Source organism: Denitrobaculum tricleocarpae, from assembly GCF_007004665.1.
Lineage (GTDB): Bacteria > Pseudomonadota > Alphaproteobacteria > Kiloniellales > Kiloniellaceae > Denitrobaculum > Denitrobaculum tricleocarpae.
Genome location: NZ_ML660057.1, coordinates 396,551 through 417,488 on the forward strand (window position 1 = coordinate 396,551; position 20,938 = coordinate 417,488).

At 60.1% G+C, this 20,938-nt stretch carries 7 protein-coding genes; 5 read left to right on the top strand and 2 right to left on the bottom strand.

Annotation, left to right across the window (positions count from 1 at the left end):
- The first annotated feature begins 264 nt into the window (after positions 1 to 264).
- The 5 genes from FKG95_RS18935 (at position 265) to FKG95_RS18955 (ending at position 6,412) form a co-directional block, all read left to right on the top strand.
- Positions 265 to 1,497: an NAD(P)-binding domain-containing protein gene (locus FKG95_RS18935; protein ID WP_142897957.1), complete on the top strand. Its 1,233-nt coding sequence runs from the start codon at positions 265 to 267 to the stop codon at positions 1,495 to 1,497.
- A gap of 26 nt (positions 1,498 to 1,523) precedes the next feature.
- Entirely contained in the window at positions 1,524 to 3,113 is a 1,590-nt protein-coding gene (locus tag FKG95_RS18940) for a pyridoxal-phosphate dependent enzyme (protein WP_218940254.1), read from the top strand.
- A gap of 3 nt (positions 3,114 to 3,116) precedes the next feature.
- Positions 3,117 to 3,857: a GNAT family N-acetyltransferase gene (locus FKG95_RS18945; protein WP_142897958.1), complete on the top strand. Its 741-nt coding sequence runs from the start codon at positions 3,117 to 3,119 to the stop codon at positions 3,855 to 3,857.
- Positions 3,858 to 3,927: 70 nt separating this feature from the next.
- Positions 3,928 to 4,740, top strand: coding sequence for an alpha/beta fold hydrolase (locus FKG95_RS18950; protein ID WP_142897959.1), 813 nt, complete (start codon positions 3,928 to 3,930; stop codon positions 4,738 to 4,740).
- A gap of 688 nt (positions 4,741 to 5,428) precedes the next feature.
- Entirely contained in the window at positions 5,429 to 6,412 is a 984-nt protein-coding gene (locus FKG95_RS18955) for an AraC family transcriptional regulator (protein WP_179954171.1), read from the top strand.
- A gap of 358 nt (positions 6,413 to 6,770) precedes the next feature.
- Here FKG95_RS18955 and FKG95_RS18960 read toward each other — a convergent pair whose 3' ends face one another.
- Entirely contained in the window at positions 6,771 to 14,444 is a 7,674-nt protein-coding gene (locus FKG95_RS18960) for a type I polyketide synthase (RefSeq protein ID WP_142897961.1), read from the bottom strand.
- Positions 14,445 to 14,551: 107 nt separating this feature from the next.
- Positions 14,552 to 20,932, bottom strand: a complete 6,381-nt coding sequence (locus FKG95_RS18965) for a type I polyketide synthase (protein ID WP_142897962.1) — start codon at positions 20,930 to 20,932, stop codon at positions 14,552 to 14,554.
- Between the last annotated feature and the right edge of the window lie 6 nt (positions 20,933 to 20,938).

Here is a 20,938-nt window from a genome sequence, read left to right on the forward strand (position 1 = left end):
CCAACAGGACTGGCAAAATCTGGCGCCGCATCGTCACTCGGCGATGCATACCCCGCCGCAGGCCGATAGGCCGGGTGCACGGACAGTTCGACCACAGGCTGCTCGACGATATCGGACTGACGCGCGGCGATTTTTTAAGGCCGATCCGATGGACGGATCTGCCGTTCTAGCCTGAACGGTTCCGGTCAGGGCGCCCGGCTTCGGCGCCCTGCCTCTCCAAGAAACACAGTGCAGCCGGGTTTCCCGGAAGAAAAAGGCAGCGACATGACACACGCAACGGCCATCATTATCGGCGCGGGACATGCCGGCCTCGCCATGAGCCGGGCTCTGACTCGCCGATCGATCGACCACGTCGTTCTCGATCGTGGCGGGCCGGGCGATTCCTGGCACAAGGAGCGCTGGGACAGTCTGCATATGATCACACCCAATTGGGCCAACGGCCTTCCCGGTGCGCCGTACAAAGGTCCTGACCCGGACGGGTATATGTCGGCCAGGGAGTTTGCCGACAGTCTGGAACGCTATGCAAAAGCGATATCCGCCCCGTTGCGCAGCGGTGTGACCGTCACACGCCTTTCCAGCGAAGCGCGGTGTTTTCGCATCGAAACCGGCCAGGACCTCTTCACTGCTGAGACGGTTGTAAATGCCACAGGGGCAACGCGCCGGCCCAGGGTGCCCGCGCTCTCCCGCGATGTCCCGAAGAACGTTCTGCAGATCACCACGGATCGGTACCGCAATCCTGCGGCACTGCCGCCCGGAACCGTGCTTGTCGTTGGCGCATCGGCGTCCGGCGTTCAGATCGCACGAGAATTGCAGCTTTCGGGCCGACAGGTTGTTCTGGCCGTCGGCGGACACCTGCGCCTGCCGCGCCATTATCGCGGGCGTGACATTGATCACTGGCTTGATGTCTGCGGTATAAGCGACGAACGCGCGGTTGAGATCGAAGATCTCTCGCGGGCACGCAGATTGCCCTCTGCACAGCTTTTTAGCGCTGGACCGGTCGATCTGAACGCACTCCAGGAACTCGGCGTTGAAGTGGTTGGCCGCTTGTCCGCCATACGCAATGGCAAGGCGCTTTTCTCCGGTGGTCTTGCGAGTCTTGTTACGGCGGCGGATTTGAAGATGAACCGCACACTGCGGCGCATCGACGAGTGGCTCGACAGGTTGGCTTCGCCCGGCGAGATCGCTGCGCCGGACCAGCCGGAGCCGACCGCCATCGCTGCCGCCCCCCGCTTGTCGCTCGATCTGAGCGGTTCTCTTCGCACGATCGTCTGGGCGACCGGATACACACCTGATCACACGTGGATCGATGCGCCCGTATTTGATGCCCGCGGCCGGCTGCGGCACGACGGGGGCGTCTGTCCTGTGCCGGGGCTTTACATGCTTGGCCTGCCCATCTTGCGGCGCAGGCGGTCGCATCAAATCTCGGGCGCTGCGGCGGACACGCATGACCTTTCAATTCTTATCGGGCAGCACCTCGACGCGTGCCGTGCTGCCTGAACAGGCATACTCGGAGGAGCATTAAAATGTCGAACATGTTTGTCGAACCGCCCGAAAAGCAGAACGCAGGGCAACACACCATAAATCGGCACACCGCGAACCGAAGTGGACCGAGGGCATCCATTCTCGAAACCATCGGCGGCACGCCCGTTGTGCGTCTGAACAACGTTGGACCGGGCCACGTGGCGCTTTTTGCCAAACTTGAGGCCTTCAACCCCCTGGGTTCGGTCAAGGACCGCTTGGCACTGGCCATGATTGAGACGGCGGAGCGGTCAGGTGCGCTCAAACCCGGTCAGACCGTCGTCGAAGCGACCTCGGGCAACACGGGCGTCGGACTGGCCATGGTCTGTGCGCAAAAGGGTTACCCGCTGGTGATCGTCATGGCCGAGAATTTCAGCCTCGAACGCAGAAAGCTCCTGCGGTTTCTGGGAGCCAAGGTCATCCTGACACCCGCATCCGAGCGCGGAACCGGCATGTTCCGCACCGCCGAACGGCTCGCCGAAGCGCATGGCTGGTTCTTTTGCCGGCAGTTCGAGAACGAGGCCAACGCGGAATTTCATGCACAAACCACCGCTCAAGAGATCCTCAGCGACTTTGAACAACTGGGGCTTGACTACTGGGTGACCGGTTTCGGTACCGGTGGCACGTTGAAGGGCGTTGCCGGAGAGCTGAAACAGCATCGCCCAAACACCCGCATCGTCCTGGCGGAACCCGATAACACGCAGATCCTCGCCAGCGGGGTGCCGCAACTACGGCGACCGGATGGTGCGGCGGCGCGAAGCCATCCCAACGCGCGCGCTCACCCGATCCAGGGCTGGTCGCCCGATTTTATACCCAAGCTGGCTGGTGACGCGCAGGAGGCTGGCCTGATCGATATCTTCCAGCCCGTCTCCGGCGCGGATGCGCTGCAGGTTGCTCAGGACCTGGCACGGCGCGAAGGCATCTTTTGCGGAATCAGCGGCGGGGCAACCGTGGCGGCGACGATCGCCATTGCCGAAGCCGCGCCCGGCGGCAGCACGATCCTCGCCATGGTCCCGGACACCGGAGAGCGGTATCTGTCGACGCCGCTTTTCGATCATATCGAAGTCGAAATGAACGAGGAGGAGGCCGCAATCGCAAAATCGGCCAGCGCGCTTGCGGCGGTCGCACCATCTTCGTCCCCGCAGAAGGAACCGGCACCTCCGATCTCCGAGGAAGCGCTTGATCTTGTCAAAGAGGTCATTCGCGATGCAAACGCGCCTGTTGTGATGTTCGGCTTCGAGTGGTGCGAGTTCTGCTGGACGGTACGGCGCCTCTTTGACGCGGCCGGTGTTCCTTTCCGCTCCATCGATGTCGACAGCGCCGAGTATCGCAAAGAAGATCGCGGCGGCGACGTGCTGCGTGCACTGTTCTCGCATACGGGGATGCGGACCGTGCCGCAGGTTTTCATTGGCGGCACACTGGTCGGCGGCGCGAACGAAGTGCTTGCGGCGGCAGGTGACGGCTCTCTCGGCCACAGGCTGAAGCAGCTCGCACGACCGATTGATTTTACACCGGTCGCCGATCCGATGGACTATCTGCCGAAATGGGTGCGCCGTCCATCCAGGGCGACATCGAGCGCAAACGCGGGTGCTTAAGTTATGGGCGCAACAAACGTCTGTCTTCGGCACCGCCTTCACCGTCTTGACCGGCCAATCTGGTCCGCGCTGACAACGCGGCATGCCGGCTTTGCCGAGACGGAGGGTCCGGCGTGCGCCTATGCGGAAGATGTCGCACCCTTCGGTGCCGTTGAACCAACAGGTCCACAGACGCAGGCCTGCCTGGTGCGGCTCGTCCGAAAACGCGCAAACGGTGTCACTTTCATGCAGTCTGACGAGGTGTATGTTCCGGCGGACCTCGTCTGCACGCGCCAGGCAATGGGCGTGCAGATGCTGCTCGAGCACCCCATCGAGGCAGGCGAAACGGACATAATCTCGCTTCTGTCGGCGGACGACGTGCCGGAAATGATGCGCCTCGTGGAGTTGACGGCACCCGGCCCATTCGCAGCCCGGACCCGCTTGCTGGGGGCCTATTGGGGCATTCGGCTCGGTAGCCGCCTCGTGGCCATGGCGGGAGAACGCTTGCGTCTGCCCGGCTATTGCGAGATCAGCGCGGTTTGCGTTCATCCCGCGTACCGAGGGCACGGGTTTGCACGTCGACTCGTGGCACATGTCGCCCAAGGCATACTGGCGCGCGATGAAGCACCTTTTTTGCACACCTATGCCGACAATCACGCTGCGATCGTGCTCTACAAAGCTCTGGGGTTCCGCCTCCGCCGCGAGATGCAAATTGCAACGCTGGTGGATGTCGAGGCGCGCGCAACAGTGCGGGGTCAGAGCTGATGACGCACCAACGCCAGCGCATTCCCGGCTACAGCCGCCATGACTTTCACCCTTTTTTCAGGAGACGGCTATGAACAGCACTTTTCAAACAGACTTTTGCCCACTTGGGCCTTCCGGGCGGGTGCGGTCAGCGCCTGTCATGGCACTGCATTGCTCGGGCGCGAACGGAACCCAATGGGCTCATCTCGCCTCTCAATTTGACAGCGACACCGACTTCATCGCGCCCAACCTTGTGGGACCGGAAGCGGCAGCGGCGGGCTGGTCCATGCAGTCCTATTCGCTGGCAGAAGAAGCCAGGCCCCTGGTGGAACGCCTTCTCAGTGCAGCGCGCCCGGTTCACCTGGTCGGTCACTCCTACGGGGGCGCATTGGCGCTTCACATCGCCCGCCATTACCCACAACATGTCGCCTCGCTGTGCCTCTACGAACCGACCTGCTTCAGCCTTCTGGCGCGGTCAGGCGAGAGTGACCAGCGGCTCTATCGCGAGCTTGAAACCTTTGCCGCATCGCTGGAGGACGCAATTGAAGAAGGCCACGCGGCGTTTGCTGCCGAGGTATTTACGGATTTCTGGGGGGGCCTGGGCGCTTGGCTGGCGCTGCGTCTTGACCGACGGCGGGACTTGATCACATGGGCGCCCAAGGCCGCCCTGGACTTCGGCGCACTTCTTTACGAGCCGCAGGGACCGGATCTACCGCTGGCCCTGCCCGTGACGTTGCTGAGCGGCGCACAAACACGTGCCCATGCAAAACGGGTGATCGCCTTGTTGGCGAAAGAAGCACCGCAAGCAAATCTTGTCGAACTCGCGGGGGTCGGGCACCTGGGTCCTTTTACCGTCCGCGACAAGGTGTCAGGCATCATCAAGGATCATCTTTCCCGCGCATAACCTGTGGCTGAAGCTTTTCTTTTTCACTCGACCGGGCAGTGTCCAATGCTTTGTCTCACTCGGTTTGTCTGCCTGACAGCCTAGTGCGTGATCCTCTTTGAAGCCTTCGCGGGTATCTTTCCAATTCCTGGCATCCATTCGCGCTGGATCGGGCGGGCATCTGCGCCGGTCCTCGTCGGTCACGACCTCTGCCGGTACGGAGAGCGCGCCGCCATATCACTCACCGAAAAGGGCGTTGAATTCGCCCGGCATGAGATCGACCTCGTGAAAAATCGGATTGGTCTCTCATCCCCGATCGGCAAAACACCTGTGCCAACCGGAGATGAGGAGCCTGTCTGAGGAGGTAACATCATTTTCGGGCTCTACACCACAGGTGCCCGACGACAGGCGCGCATGCCGATCGGCTCATGATCGTCCCCACGTTTCCGCCTGCGGCCCGGCCCTGATCACACGGACATGCCGTTCCAGAGGAAAAACGAGCAGGATTGTGCTCCCCGCAACAGAAGTCCCCGCGGCCAAAATCCCGTTTCAGATTAAATTCGGAACTTCTTCAGGAAACTCGACCGATCCGCACGTAAATGACGAAGACACATTCCACCGGTCACCGGCTCGGAAACCAAAAACAGTGAAACACAAGCAAAGGTTCAGGCCCGGTGTAACGATTGGACGCGACATGAGACTAGATCCTTTGACAGACATTGTAAGATCCCTCGATCTTGAGGGGGCGGTTTTTCTGAGAGCCGATTTTACCGCACCCTGGGCGATTAACGCCCGTGTTACCGAGCAGGATTGCAAGCCCTTCATGCCGATCCCGCGTCGCATCATCGCCTACCACTTGATCACCGAAGGCGAGGCGGTTGTGTCTCTCGACACTTCGCAGGGCTATAAAGAACACTATCGCGCCAAGCCCGGTGACGTCATTTTTCTACCGTCCAATCCGGTTCACGTCCTTGCCAGCGGAACAGGCCAGCGGCCAGTGTCCAGTGATGATCTGCATTTGCCGGCGAGTGGGAATGGGCTGATGCGGCTCACCCATGGCGGCGGCGGCGACAGGACCCGGATGCTTTGTGGCTTTATCGGGAGCAATGGGGTGCCCAACCCCCTGCTCGACACTCTGCCGGAGCTATTGGTGATCAGCATCGAGAGCCTTGAAACGCGCTCGTGGATCGAGGCCTCCGTCGCCATGGCAGCGCGGGAATTGGCGTCGGAGCGCTGCTCAAGCGATATGGTGGCTTCCGGCCTGTGCCGCATTCTGCTCATCGAAGCCCTGCGCACCCACATCGAGACCAACCCAACGCCCGTTGGATGGTTGAGTGGCATGGCGCATCCGCGCATCGCGCGGGCGCTGGCGCGCATTCATGCCGATGTGGCGGACCCGCCGCGTGTCGACGATCTCGCGAAATTGGTTGGCATGTCGCGCTCCTCATTCGTGGAGAGATTTACCGAAGTGATGGGCGTGGGTCCGCGGAAATACGTTGTGGCGCAAAGAATTTCCGTCGCCAAGTCGCTGTTGCGCGACTCTGAGCTTCCGACCGCCGCCATTGCCTTTCGCGTCGGATATAATGCGCCAGAGGCGTTCTCGCGCGCATTTAAGAAAGAAACCGGGTGTTCTCCCGGCGGGTGGCGTGGCGTCCGGAAGGGGAAATTCTGTGCCTCCAGCGCGGCCGCCTGACCCACAAACCGGGCGTTGCAGTGCCAAGGACGCCTTGCGCCCGCCACTTCCACTTGGGTGCACGACTGAAATGTGAAATCCCTTCCCTTTGCAAAAGCCGCCATTCGCGTTTAGGTCACAGCACTTAGTGATTGCGTCAATCTCTTCGAGGCATGCAGTTCGTAACCAGGCCGGGCCCTAAACAGAAGGAAATCGAACAATAAATGGTCTGGCCATTGTCTTGCGCGATGACGCTTACGACAAGATACTCGCACCCCTTACCTTCGCCCCAGACGAATTAGATTCAGATCAAGTTCAGGGTGAATCGCCAATGACGATTTACCGAGCCTGTGCATCTGCCTTTACGACACGCCCTTGTCTAGACATCTCGAACTTCAAAGCTGCAGTCATCGACCCATTCTCTCAACAGTGAGGAAAGCGCGAGTGACGGGTTCGCGCCCGGTCGGACACTATCAGACTCGATCCGGACATCAGCCGGGTGGATCGCGTATTTCTTCGCGATATGATCTTTGATAGCGATCTGCTCGACGCTTGCACGAGGGTCATCCCGGGCTTCGGGAGAAACGTCGTAGATAACTTGATAGGTCCCGGGCAACCAACTGGCCCGTTGCAAGTCGCCGGTGGTCAGTCGGGTACAATCGGGCAACAGGCTGCTTACGCTAAATGCCGGCATGGCAACGCGGTCTTGGCAATAGCGTCGCACATCTGTGGATGTCATGCACTGTGGCACACCCGTCGGAATCAGGGCTTCCGTCATGGTGGCGTCAATTATCACCCGGCCTTCAAGCTGAACCTGCACATCGAAGCGAAGAGTCCGCAAGGTCGGCATATCCCGGCGGCGGGTTACAACGGTCACCCTGCCCGACCGAGGCAAAGCGCCATACAGCGTGAAATGATCCAGCCGGTAGGGAAAAGCGACCTGGCCGGCCGCAACCGCACCATACCAGCGCTCGGGCGCATGGTGCGGAAAGCCGTGGAACAGAGTGTCGAGAAGAATTGTCGGATTGTCATCAGCGGACGCTCGGGCACCAGCCGCATCAAAATCAAAACTCGAGCAGTTGTCCCCCCATTTGATGGAATCGACGACCTGGAAAGCACCGTCGTGAAACAAACCTCCAGCGCCGTAAGGATCGCTTTCCACCCATTCATGTTCAAGCCTCTGCCAGACGTCAGGAGCGGACCCACCGGGCTCGCGGGAGCTTATCGCCACACCGGCAGGGCGTTTCTCGGGCACCCCGCCACGCACACGGTGAAAGGTGACCCGTTCCGACCCATCGGACATCGGTACCCGCCGGAACAGCAAGTCAAGCGGACCTGCATCAAGCAGGAGCCAGCCCCTAACCTCCAGCATATCGATCCGTCTGACCGGTGCTGCGGCAGCGTCCGCGCCAGCGCTCTCCAATAACAGGCCGGCGACACCGAGTAAGGGATAGGCAGGAATCACGTAACTCGGCTTGTGATCCTTCAACCAGGGTTGAGCATCCGGATCAATCCGGACGACGCCGGGTCCTGCGTCAACTGCTGGAGTGCTCTGTTTCTCCAATTCTCTGATCCTGAGGCAATAGTTACTCACCTCGTAGATACGCAGACCGTCGACCCACAGGCTGCCTTTTGCCCGGATCAGGACTGATTCGCTCTCATTGATGACTTCGACGATCTCGATTTCCGTCAGCACTTCCTTGTTTGCCGGAACCACTTGACCGCGGTAAGCCCAGACAAGCGCTTCGCCCAGTGCCGGGCTCTCGAAGCGTGGAAACTTGAAGCCTTGATGCAGGTTCTTCATCTTCACAACCGCTTTCAGAAGCGTGAAGAGCGCTTCCAGGCCCAGTGACCCGGCCTGAACAGGGTCCGTGAAGAAATGTGCCTTGAAGTACCATGCCGAGGGCTCAACCCGTTGCCGGCCCATGGCGCGGCCCAACCCGGCCTCTCCGCCATCCGGCCAAAAGCCGGTAACCTCGTCGACAAGACCGAGCAATCCCGATGGAAGCAAGGGCTGTTGTTTTCCGGCCAATACCGCTTTGCTTTCCTCCCTCGAAACCACCTGCTGTGGCCCCTTGAGGACAGCCCGCATGGCGTCGGTCGTCGCAAGACCCCTTTGTTGGGCCAGGGCCTCAGGCGGGAAGAACCCAAAATCGGTCTCCAGGCTTATGATTGCGTCATCTCCAAGCCGGCAGGTGACCTCATAAAATACCAGCGTCATGGGACCGACTTGCGCGGCTTTAATGAAAGAAACCTCGACGGTTACGGTTCCTGAATCCGGCCAAATCTCACGATGAGTTTTACAGTTCTTACCATTGAGATTCCGGACCTTCACCCGCTTGCCAAGCGCGTATCCCATGTAGCTTGCGAACCAACCACAAGGTTGCAGCGCCACTTCACTCAAGACAGAGAAAGGCATGGTCCCGGTGCCGCCATCCCGGAAATACCAGGCATCGGCTGGAACATCGTACTCGGAAGTCAGTTTACCGCCGATCGTCGGGCGTCCTGGCGGGCAGTCGACTGAGAGGATGCGGGATATGAATTTGTAAGGTGGCCCAGGTAGTCTTGGCGGACAGCCCTCGACATCGAGTTCTCGATACATAGCCCCGAAGGCAGCCGACGGCCTGCCCCAGGCGCTGGCCATCAGTGACGCATGATCTCCAGGAACGTCACCACTTGGGGAAACAATTCGCCTTTCCGGCAAGGCATCGATGGAGGTCGAGCGCGAAGAGAGCGGCCAATCCCGAACCAGGGTGACCCCGAAGCGACGGCACAAAAACACCTTGAATCCGTCCGACCTGGCAAGCAGAGCGGCGTAGACTTTCGGCTGAACGCCGTCGATCACTTCCTCGATAAAGATTTCGTAAGTGATATGGTGAAGTTTGTCAGGAACGACCTGTCCGCGGCACTCAAACTTAAAGGCCTCGCCTGTTGCTGGTTGAAAGCGCCAGCCATCGCGCTCGATGGTGAAACCCAAAGCCGCCACATAGAGCTCAAGAGCCTGCACGGCGGCTTCCGCCATAAGAGTGCCTGGCATGCAGGGGTCATTATGGAAATGGCCGTCATAGAACCAGGAGTCCATGGGGACATCGCATTCAGCCATGAGATAGCCGCGTCCCCAGGGTCCGCCAGCCGGGTCGAACAGGGGCACGCGATCGATGAGCTGCATCCGGCCCGCGGGTATCTTGGGTGTCCGCTGATGCGCCGCGGCAAATTCGAAACCCGCACCAAAACAAGCGAACGCATCACCCTCAGCAAAGGCCTTTAGTTCCGCAGCTGAGAAACTGCGCTTGAGGCTTGTTGCGGGCGCGGGGTCCATTCGGGCATCAGATTTTGGTGCATCCTCGTCCGGAGACCAGAGCACACCATCGGAATTCGCCAGCTCGGCATCGGTAAAGAAGCCAGCTTGACCATGACGTACCGAAGAGATCAGACGATCACCGATGCAGGCGTCATAGCGGAAAAAGAAGAGCCTCGTATCGCCGACATTGGCATGTGCGTCTACGTGGATCTGGTAGCCAATCGTGTCACCGATCCTGGGTAAATCACCTTCGTGGAACGTGATCTCGCAACCCAAAAGACGGTAAACCCGCTCACCCTGATTCAGGAAATCGGCACCAAGCCAGGAAATCAGAAGCAGGTCGGCCTGACCTGCCTCGATCAGTATCCCGGTCGGCATAAGGCCATCGTGGAGGTACCAGGAGTCGGGACGGACATCTGTCTCAGTCCAGCAGATGCCTTTGCCCATGGACCCGGGTTCACCCTCGAGACCTGTGACACGATCCGCCAACAGGAGCGGCGGAGCCGGCATTCTACATTGGCGAAGATAGCCATCCTGGCTGACAAACATCTCGCCAAAGACTTTTGAGATTTTGTCACGGGACGCCAGTTCCAAGGCTGCACGGTCAAGTGTTGGTCCGCTTGGCCGGAGCCGTTCAAGCGGCTCTGGAACAGAGCTCCTCCCCACAACAACCGGCTTAGGTTTGGCGCGCCCGCTGGGCGGGGTTGCAGAACGGACAGGCCGACGAGTTACAGATTCAACGGCGCTCGACGTATCCGGCGGCAGTGGCATTGCAGTGGCGGAACCCGACGTAGAAAAAGCTGTTGCTCTTCCCTGCGCGACCAAAAGCAGGCTTGAATCTTCCGGGTCCTCCCGCCGAGAGGTCAAACAGGGGTCTGTCATCACCCGTCGTTCACTGCATGCCTGTGGCCAGTGCGAATAACCCGCGCTTGGAGTAACGGGAGCGGACCTCGGCAAGCAAGGAGGTCGAGGCATAACATGCGGGCGCTGAAACTCTTCCGGCTGCGGATCAATAGACCGTTCAGCGCCGCCTACGCCAGCCGCGTTGAGTCGGACAACAATTTCCGGCAGGTGCGCCGGAAAGGAAATAGTCCTGCCGCTATCGGGGGCTTCGGCTCTGCGCATACGATCGAGCCTTCGCGCGAGCCCCTGGATTGAAACAGTCACGCCATATGCAAACAGCTTAGCGCAGGCGTCTGCGAGTTGGCTCAGATCATCACGCCTCACCAGATCGAGGCCGACCGAGATATGTGGTCGATGACCCAGTGTGCAATGAATGGAACTTGCAAGAGTGCTTCGCGGGCCGACATCGATGAAGGCCCGCACGCCGTCATCCCAGGCTTTCAGAACTGTTGAGGGAAAATCGACCGTCTGCACGCCCTGACGAACCCAGAGCTCGGTCGTCTTAGCCGTGGTGGGATCGATGCTGTCGTTCACTGCATTGAGATAATAGCGAATACCGTTGCTGGTTCTGGTTTCTTGACTCGCAAGATGAGTCCGGAGATCATCGCTGAAACGCTCGGCAAAAGGAGCGTGGAAAGCGATGCTTTTGGGTCGCGGCATAGCCTGGAACCTTCGGGGCAGACGAGCGACAAGTGCCGAACAAGCACCATTTTCGCCCCCGATAAGACAGCGGTTCGGCGAGTTTATGATGAGGAGCCAAACATGCTCTGTCCGATCTATCAGATCCCGCAGTTCCTCGACCGGTCCGACGATCTCAAAACTCCTCCACCCCCCGCACTCCTCCGGTTCCAATCCGAAATAATCAGGGAGGAGCGGTGAGTCCTCGGCGATGTTCCTGTAAAAACCCGAACGTTCCAGTCCTTCCATAAAAGTGATCGGCGCCTCCCAAAGCCCATGAGAGAACATCATGCTGAGTTCACCCATCGAAACTCCGAGGCAAGCATCCGCCTGCACGCCCAGAACGGATCTCAAAAGAGTAACATTGAAGATGGAAGCCCCGGCGCCCACGGTCGCGATCTCGGAAACTGTGATGTCGCGGTCTTTCCAGGCGCTCTTCAACCGGCCGATGCGGTTGAACGCTTCAGGTCCGTGGACGCGATCGAGTCTGTCGCGCACCTCGGGGAACGACTTGAGCGATTGGCCCAGAACGCCGGGATAGGCAGAGGCAAGCCCTGGAAAGACGAAAGCCACGTCACCGTCAAACTCCGTTGATCCGAACTCGATTCCCGGTCCCTCAGGCACGCCACCAGCTTCGAGCTGTTGAATCGACCGGTCAATCCGTCCGGCGAGTTGCCCGGCCGTTCCAGCGGTAACGGCGATCCGCAAATGCCCCTTGCTCGAGCTGCGCCCGCTTCTCAGCATCACGGCGAGCTGCTCTGATGTCTCGGCAGCGGCAAAAGCAAGATACGGCACTTCGCCATCATGGAGCGAGGCCGGTTGCCGATCGAGTGGCCGTAAGGATGCAGACTGTGTCCATCCGGTAAAGGATCTTGCGCCGATTTCCGCAGGGCGATCGTCAGAAACTTCACGACCTTTAGGCAACAGGTGGCCGCCGTGAAGTCTCGTGGCAAGTCCTGCCGCCAATTCGAAGAGAGCCGATGCCGCATGCGCTTGACCAAGCGCGCTGGCTTCGGAGACAGCCTCGCCGGGCCGGGGAAGTCTCTCCATCGCGCCAACGTCAAGAACGGAAATGATTGGGTCACCAGAGTGTTCCGCGTCGGCGCGCCGTTTCAACGCGAAGACAATCGCACCGTCCGCATGGGTGCGCTCGCCGATTTCCGGAAGCATCTTGCAGGCTTTCCGATGCAGAACTTCGGTCGAGAGGTCGACAGCACCCGCGAGAACGAAATCAAGTTCACCTTGCCGGAGAGCGCGAATACCTATGTCGAGCGCAGTCAGCCCGGAGAGTTCCTCGCTCGAGACAGTAAAACCCAGACCACGCATATCCAGCTGAATGTTGATCCGGTTGGCGGGAAGATTGGGCATGGCGCCCATCACGTAAGCCGGCCCGGTCAATCCGCCGATATCCGCGTCGAAGCTTGGCGCACCCCCCTCTCCCGCCTGCTGATCGCGCAACGCCTGTTCCATGCGCCAGGCAAGGCCAGGACGAACAGCATCAAAATCGGCGCCCATGCCGATCAAGACACCACAGCGTTCGGAGGCCGGCAGATCGATATCCGTCACTGCCTGCAATCCCGCCTCAAGTGCAAGGGTTTGTTGACTGAGACTCTGTTTCAGGTCGTTTGGCGGGAAACCAAGCTTTAAAAGTGGAAGAACAACGGACTCCGTCCGTTCGTCTCCCTCGGAAGGGTTCGGTCCTGCGACCTTGCGGGCAAAGGCTCCGAACCCTCTCTCGTTACCATGAATCACCCCAATGCCACAGACGACGATGTCGTCATCCAGATTGCGTTGCTCTTCCCCAGCATGTTGCTTTGAAAAAACATCTGACGTGACCGGAACGCTATGCAGTCTCCGGGCAGGGACAAACTCTTCGAGAACAAGATGGGCGTTGCTCCCCCCGAACCCAAAGTTGTTGATGCCCGCGCGCCTCGGAACGTCGTCCGGCCAATTCTCCTTTTGCAATAATGGCCGCAAGGGCGAATTCTCAAACTCGGAGATCCAGTCTTCGGCATGAAGAGTCGCGGGACGCAGCCCATGCTTCATGGCGCCGATGACCTTTATAATCGCCGCAGTTCCCGCGACCGTCACCAGATGACCGATGTTTGATTTCAAGGACCCGACCGGGAGATCCCGGATATCACCCATTACCTGGATCAGGCTCTCGATTTCGGTTCCATCCCCACCCGGTGTTCCGGTCGCATGACACTCCATCAAGGATAAGTCTGACGGACAAAGACCGGTGCCTCTGTAGGCCGCCTCAATCGCACGCACCTGCCCACCTGAGTCGGGTAAGAGGAGCCCCTTACAACGCCCATCGTTGGAAAGTCCGACGCCACGGATCACGGCATGGATATGATCCCCGGCACGGACGGCGTCCTCGAGGCGTTTAAGCACAAGAGCAGCAGCACCCTCGGCGGGTAAAAGCCCATCAGCGTGTTTACTGAAGGGCCGACTTCGGGCCGTTGGGCTGAGCGCTCCTATTTCAGCAAAACCCCGATGCAGAAATATATTATCGCAACCGTTGACACCGCCGGTTACGACAACATCGGCAATCCCGTCACGGAGATAATCGCAGGCATGCTTGACAGCATAGAGCGAGGATGCACAAGCGGCATCAAGACAGAATGCCGGTCCCGTAACCCCAAGGCCCTGCGCCAGAACGTGTGCGGGACGACCAGATACGAAGCGGTCCAACCATTGGCGTTGGGGGACTGGTCGGCTCCCCGGCAAGGCCGAACCGATTGCCGCGGCGTAGGCCAGTTCGGTCATGTTCCGGGTCGGGTAAGACAAGTTTCCAACCACAATGGCGGCCCGCTCACCCGCCACTTCCGGCTGCGCCAACTCCCCGACCGCCTGCCGCGCCGCGTGGAGGAGCCATTGTGAAGAGCGATCGAGCGCCAGCACCTCCTCGGTCGGTAAGTCGTAGGCCTTCGCATCAAAAACGGCGTCGAAGCCCTGCACGAAGCCGCCGCGGAATGGTACGTGCGGGCCCGCCGCCTTTGCGCGCAACTTCGGCCGCTCCACCAATTCCGGTGGAACAGGCCATGCACCATCAGGAACAGGTTTCAGTAGGTCGCGGCCTTCCAAAACCGCGTGCCATAGTTCGTCAGGAGATAAGGCACCGGGCAGAACCGCGCCACAGCCGACAATCGCGATAGGATCTTTCATCTAACTCGTTCCTTGAAGCGAACTGCGGGCGCCGACGTATATCAGAGCCCTTACGCTTGCCCTCACGATGCAAACGCTCCTCAACAACTCTGCGGTCTTGGAAAGCCTTACCGGCCGGAGGTCGGAGTCAGCTGGCCGGCAAAAACAATCTCGGGCTGATCGAGCGCGCCGTGAAAAAGCTCCGCGACAAAGGCGTCAACGCCGACGTCTTCCGGGATGAGGGCCGTGTTTCGTGCCTCGAACTGCGCACGCATGCCCTCGGTCACCATGCCAAAGTCCCACGGGCCCCAGTTTATCGACATCACATGCATCTGCGGGCGCAATTGCCGCAAGCACCAGGCAAAGCGATTTAGAATTTCGTTCGCCATTGCATAGTCAGCTTGACCGGGATTACCGTAGCGTCCCGAAACCGACGAAAAGAGCGCCGCAAACGAAGGGTTATCGGCCTCAATGGCCGACCAGACCGATTGGAAACCAAGAACCTTTGGCTCAAATACTCGCCGGAACTGTTCTTCAGTCTTATCTTTGATCAACTTATCGGCAAGCTGCCCGGCTCCGTGGATGAGACCGGAAATGGGTCCGTTTTGCTCCCGAAACGCACCCACTGCAGCCGCCACGCCTTCAACATCGGCAACATCGACGGCAACATAGGTCACCTCAGATCCTGCTGCTTTCACGGCCGCGAGTGTTTCCGCGACATCACGCGAGGCCACGAGCCGGCCAGCCTCTGCCGCTATGGCTTTGAAGTCGGTGACCTGTCCCGTCTCACGTGCCTTTTCCGCTAGGAGCGAGCGGATTTGGAGCTCATCAGCGTCCGTCGGAATATCCGACGGCCATTGGCGGAGCTCACTGCGCGCGAGAATGAGAAATCGCATCCGCCCCAGGCCAGCGAGTCGACGGACAATTCTGGAGGTGATTCCGCGTCCACCGCCAGTCACGACGATGTTGGCCCCATGGTCTAACGTGAACCCATTGTCTCGATAGGGCGCCGGTTTGGTTATAGGCGTCAGACGTCGGCCATCCTGCTTCAGGCCGACCTCAAGAGGACCTCCACCAAAGAGAATTTCCTGGGCAATCCGCCGCGCCGTGTCTTCAGGTGTGGCACTGTGCCGGTCTACGTCGATCACACGCAGTTTTGCGTCAGGCCATTCAAGAGCGGCGGTCTTGGCAAGTCCCGTGAGCCCGCCACGTGCGGCTTTATCGAGTGTTCGGTTCATACGCCCAAAATCACCGGCACTATCCTGCAGGAGGATAAACCAACCGGCGTTCCGGCTCGTTGTCTCGGCGACACTGCGCGCCATCGCAAGGGCCGTCCAACTCACCTCCGCTGCCCCTCGGCTGTCGGCTAATCCGCTCGTCACAATCACAGCGTCGGCGTCCTCCGATGGCGCATCGACCACCTCCGCCGTGATTCCCAGAGACTGAAATGCAGATGCAATCGCACCAGAAAGATCGGGGACGTCACGCGTGATCTCAATGCGCTGTCCGTTGGACAGCAGCATCTGGTCCGAGCAGGACGGGGCAACATCGACGTCGACGACCTGCCGCGAAAGGCCTAAGTTTGCAGCCTTCTTTACAAACGTGGCGAGAGACAGATCAGATTCGACCGGGGGTTCAACAGGTTTCATCTGCGAAGCCGGCGCATCGTAACTTGCAGACGGAACAACCGCCTCGGCGATCTGCTGCAGGGTCCGCAGCTCGGCCAGTTGGTCCGGTTCGATCTCCGGCATTTCCAGCAGCTTCTCGCGCAACGCCGAGAGGATCTCGACCTGCTTGATGGAATCAATCCCCAGCTCCGCCTCGAGATCCAGATCAAGGTCCAGCATATCGGCGGGGTATCCGGTCTTCTCCGCCACCACATCGCGCACGGTCTCCGTGGCCTCGGATAGCGCCGTCCCGCTTACAGCACCCGCATCGGAGGGACCAGGGGTCACCGGCACCTCGACCGCTTGCGCCGTAGGTTGTGTCGGGCCTGCCCCGTTCAGAGATCGCGCGACAATGGTAGCAGCAGGCGTTGCCTGCTCAACCTCTGCCTGCCCGCCCTCTACCTGCCCGCCCTCTACCTGCGCGGAAGGAACTGGAACAGCCGCCTCGGCAATCTGCTGCAAGCTCCGCAGCTCGGCGAGTTGGGCCGGTTCGATCTCCGGCATATCCGGCAGCTTCTCGCGCAGCGCTGAGAGGATCTCGACCTGCTTGATGGAATCGATCCCCAGCTCCGCCTCGAGATCCAGATCAAGGTCCAGCATATCGGCTGGGTATCCGGTCTTCTCCGCCACCACATCACGCACGGTCTCCGTGGCCTCGGAAAGCGCAGCTTCGCTCACATCAGCCGCATCGGAGGGACCAGGGGTCACCGGCACCTCGACCGCTTGTGCCGTAGGTTGTGTCGGGCCTGCCCCGTTTAGAGATCGCCCGGCCACTTTAGCATCAGGCGTCGCCCGCCCGCCCTCTGCCTGCACGGAAGAAACCGGAACAACAGCCTCGGCGATCTGCTGCAGGGTCCGCAGCTCGGCGAGTTGCGCCGGTTCGATCTCCGGCATATCCGGCAGCTCTTCGCGCAACGCCGAGAGGATCTCGACCTGCTTGATGGAATCGATCCCCAGCTCGGCCTCGAGATCCAGTTCAAGGTCCAGCATATCGGCGGGGTATCCGGTTTTCTTCGCCACCACATCACGCACGGTCTCCGTAGCCTCGGAACGCGCAGCCTCCCTCACAGCAGCGTCAGAGGGACCAGGGGTCACCGGCACCTCGACCGCTTGCGCCGTAGGTTGTGTCGGGCCTACCCCGTTCAGAGATCGCCCGGCCACGGTACCGTCAGGCTTCACCTGTCCTGCCCCAGCCTGTGTTTGCGCAGAAGAAACCGGAACAACCGCCTCGGCGATCTGCTGCAGGGTCCGCAGCTCGGCCAGTTGCGCCGGTTCGATCTCAGGCATATCCGGCAGCGTCTCGCGCAGCGCCGAGAGGATCTCGACCTGCTTGATGGAATCGATCCCCAGCTCGGCCTCGAGATCCAGATCAAGGTCCAGCATATCGGACGGGTATCCGGTCTTCTCCGCCACCACATCACGCACGGTTTCCGCAGCTTCGGATAGCGCCGTCCCGCTTACAGCAGCCGCATCAGAGGGACCAGGGGTCACCGGCACCTCGACCGCTTGCACCTCATTCTTCGCCTGTCCAGCCTGTGCTTGCCCGGATGGAGTCGGAGTGATGGCGTCGACGATCAACTGAATGCTGCGCAACTCAGCGAGCCGGGATGGCTCGATCTCCGGCATATGCGGTAGCTTTTCACGCAGCGCCGAGAGGATCTCGACCTGCTTGATCGAGTCGAAGCCCAACTCAGCATCGAGTTCCATACCGAGCTCCAGCATATCGGCCGGGTAACCTGTCTTCTCAGCCATCACAGCACGCACGGTTTCGGCCGCTTGTAATTCGCTGGTGGCTTCAGAAGCGCGCTGAAGTGCCAGTTGGGAATCGGATAGGGCATTGATGAGCCTGCCACGCTCATCGTCCGAACCCGCATGGGGCTCTCGCGTTCGATGGCAGGCTTCAGCGTCCTTATGAGCTCCGTTCGTAGACCCGAGCGTCCCGGTGAAACAGCGCGCGTGTACAGGTGCGGACAACTCGTCATCACAGGTCAGGCTTGGATGGGTTTGGTTTGGATGGGTTTGGCTTGGATAAGGCTTGCCGTAATTCGCACCGTTCAGCATGATCTCGTGTTGCTTTGGTTGCCGGCGCGGCTCAGGCGCAGGCGCTTCGTGCCAAAGCGCCTCGAAGTTGATCCTGTGACCGGCGACAGCAAGTTTTGCCAGAGCGCGATGGAACGCAGTCACACCGTGCATTTGGCGCTGGTCCAGCGAGGTGGCAACATGAGGCCGGGTCTTCAGAATTGCACCGGCTAGCCCGGACAAAACTGAAGATGGCCCGACCTCGACAAAGGTCCGAACACCGTCCTCGTACATCTTTTCGATTGTTTCCCGGAACCGCACCGGGGCGGTCAACTGCGCCTTGAGAACGGCACGAGCCTCTGCTTCATTGTTCGAATAAAGCTTGCCGGTCAGATTGGCATAGACCGGTAGCCGTGGCGCGCGGAGCCGGGCATTTTCGATCGCGGCCTCAAGATCCGTAGCCGCAGCGGCAACCAGCGGTGAGTGAAAGGCCGTCGAAACACTGAGGCGGCGGACACGCAACTTCTGATCCGTGAGCTCTTTTTCGGCTTTTTCGATCGCCGCGACCGGCCCAGACAGGATGACCTGATCAGGCGCATTGTCGTTGGCCAGCACCAGACCCCCGGCGCCTTCCGCGAGATAAGCATCCACAAAATCGCGTTCCGCAAAGACGGCAAGCATGCCGCCGGGTGTTGCCTGGGCGGCCTGCGCCATGGCTTCGCCGCGCGCACGCGCCAGCCTGATCGCAGCCGTCGCATCAAGCGCACCTGCAGCATGCAGAGCCATCACCTCGCCAAAACTATGCCCCGCGAGGCAGTCCGGCCGCAGGCCGAGATCGTTGAGGATACCAAGCTGACCAAGGGCCACCAGACCAATAGATGGCTGCGCGTTTTCCGTGCGCGTCAATTCGGCCGACTGCCTCTCGGTTTCCCGATCCGTGAAGGCCGGTGGCGGAAAGCTGAGGCCATGCAGCTGAAGAGAGCGGAGAACAGGGTCGCGTGCAGCCCAATCCCAGGGCGCACGCGCTAGGTCGAACGTCATAGCAAGGTCGGCGCCCATGCCAAGGTACTGGCTGCCCTGTCCCGCGAAAAGATAGGCGGTCCTTCCTGACGCAACGATGGAGGGGCCCTTTTCGTAGATGATGTTCCCTATCGAAAACGCGCGCTCTGCCTTCAAACTCGGTCCATGCGTTACCGCGATCTTGGTTAAATCCTCATTCGTACCAATGACAAAAGCCAAGCGTTGAGACGCGTCAGGGTTAAATGCCCGCTGCGACGCGGCTGCATAATGCGGCAGATCCGCGTCGCTGGAGCATTCCGCGATCAGAGCCTGGACTTGCTCACTCAATCCGGCCCCTGACGAGGCTGAGAACAGAAAAAGCTCGGTCGGAGCAGTTCTGTATTTGCTACGCCTTGAAGCTGGCCCGCGCCGCTCCTCCAACGTGATATGGAAATTCGTTCCGCCAAAACCGAAGGAACTGACCGACGCACGTCGCGGGTGGTCGCTGCTTCGGATCCACGGACGTGCTTTGGTATTGAGATAAAAAGCCGATCCGTCGATACCGAGCTTAGGATTTGGGGCCCGCACATTGATCGTCGGGGGCAGGACCTTATGATGCAACGCTGAGACAACCTTGGCCAGACCTGCCGCTCCGGCCGCTGACTTCGTATGACCAATCTGGGACTTGATCGAGCCGAGCGCGCACCAGGCTCCAGTATCAGGGTCAGCCTCGCCGAAGACTTCCCTCAGCCCTTCGAACTCGGCAGCGTCACCCGCACGCGTACCGGTTCCATGAGCCTCAACCAGTTCAACGCTTCGCGGGCTGATACCGGCTTTGTTGAGTGCACGACGTATCGCCAACGCCTGGCCGCCTGCCCGGGGCGCATAGACGCTCGATCCGCGACCATCGGACGAGGCACCGATACCGGTAATGACGGCGAGGATTCTGTTTCCGTCTTTCTCCGCATCTTCCAGACGGCGCAAGGCAAAGATACCGCAGCCTTCGCCCATCAGCGTGCCATCAGCATCGTCGGAGAACGGCCGGCATTTACCGCTGGCGGACATGGCTGGTGTCTTCGAGAAACACATGTACATGAAGATGTTATTCAAGGCATCGGCGCCACCCGCCAGAACCAAATCGGAATCGCCGAGCCAAAGCTCCTGAGCCGCGTGTTGGATCGCCGCGAGGGAACTTGCGCAAGCGGCGTCGGTGGTGAAGTTCGAACCGCCAAGACCGAACCGGTTGGCGATCCGTCCGGCGACGACGTTGCCAAGCAGGCCCGGAAAAGTGCTTTCACGCCAGTCCGTGAAATGACTGCGAATTCTGTCGGCGACTCTCTCGGCATCAGGTTGCGCGATCCCCTCCTCGCGCATCGCCTTGATCCAGATTGGGCCGTTGAGGCGGCTCGCCATGTCGCCGATCAACTCGGTTCCCGCGGCCACGCCGAGCACGACACTGGTGCGTTCAAGATCAACGGGCGATGTGCCGTCCGGCTGTGCGTCGGCAAGCACCTGCTTCGCGACATGAAGCGCCAGAAGCTGCACCGTATCCGTTGTTTCAATGACACGTGGCGGCGTTCCGTATGCAATCGGGTCGAAAGGAAAGGCCGGAATAAAGGCCCCCCTGGAACTGTAGGTTTTGTCCGGCGTCTTCGGATCGGGATCATAATAGTCCTCAACGCGCCAGTGGGTTTCGGGAATGTCACTGCTCGTGTCGACGCCCTCTACGATATCCCGCCAGAATCCGGACGTTGTTCCCCGGCCAGGAAACTTGCTGCCCATTGCGACGATCGCGATTGGCGATAGCTTTCGGCTGTGTGGCATCGATAA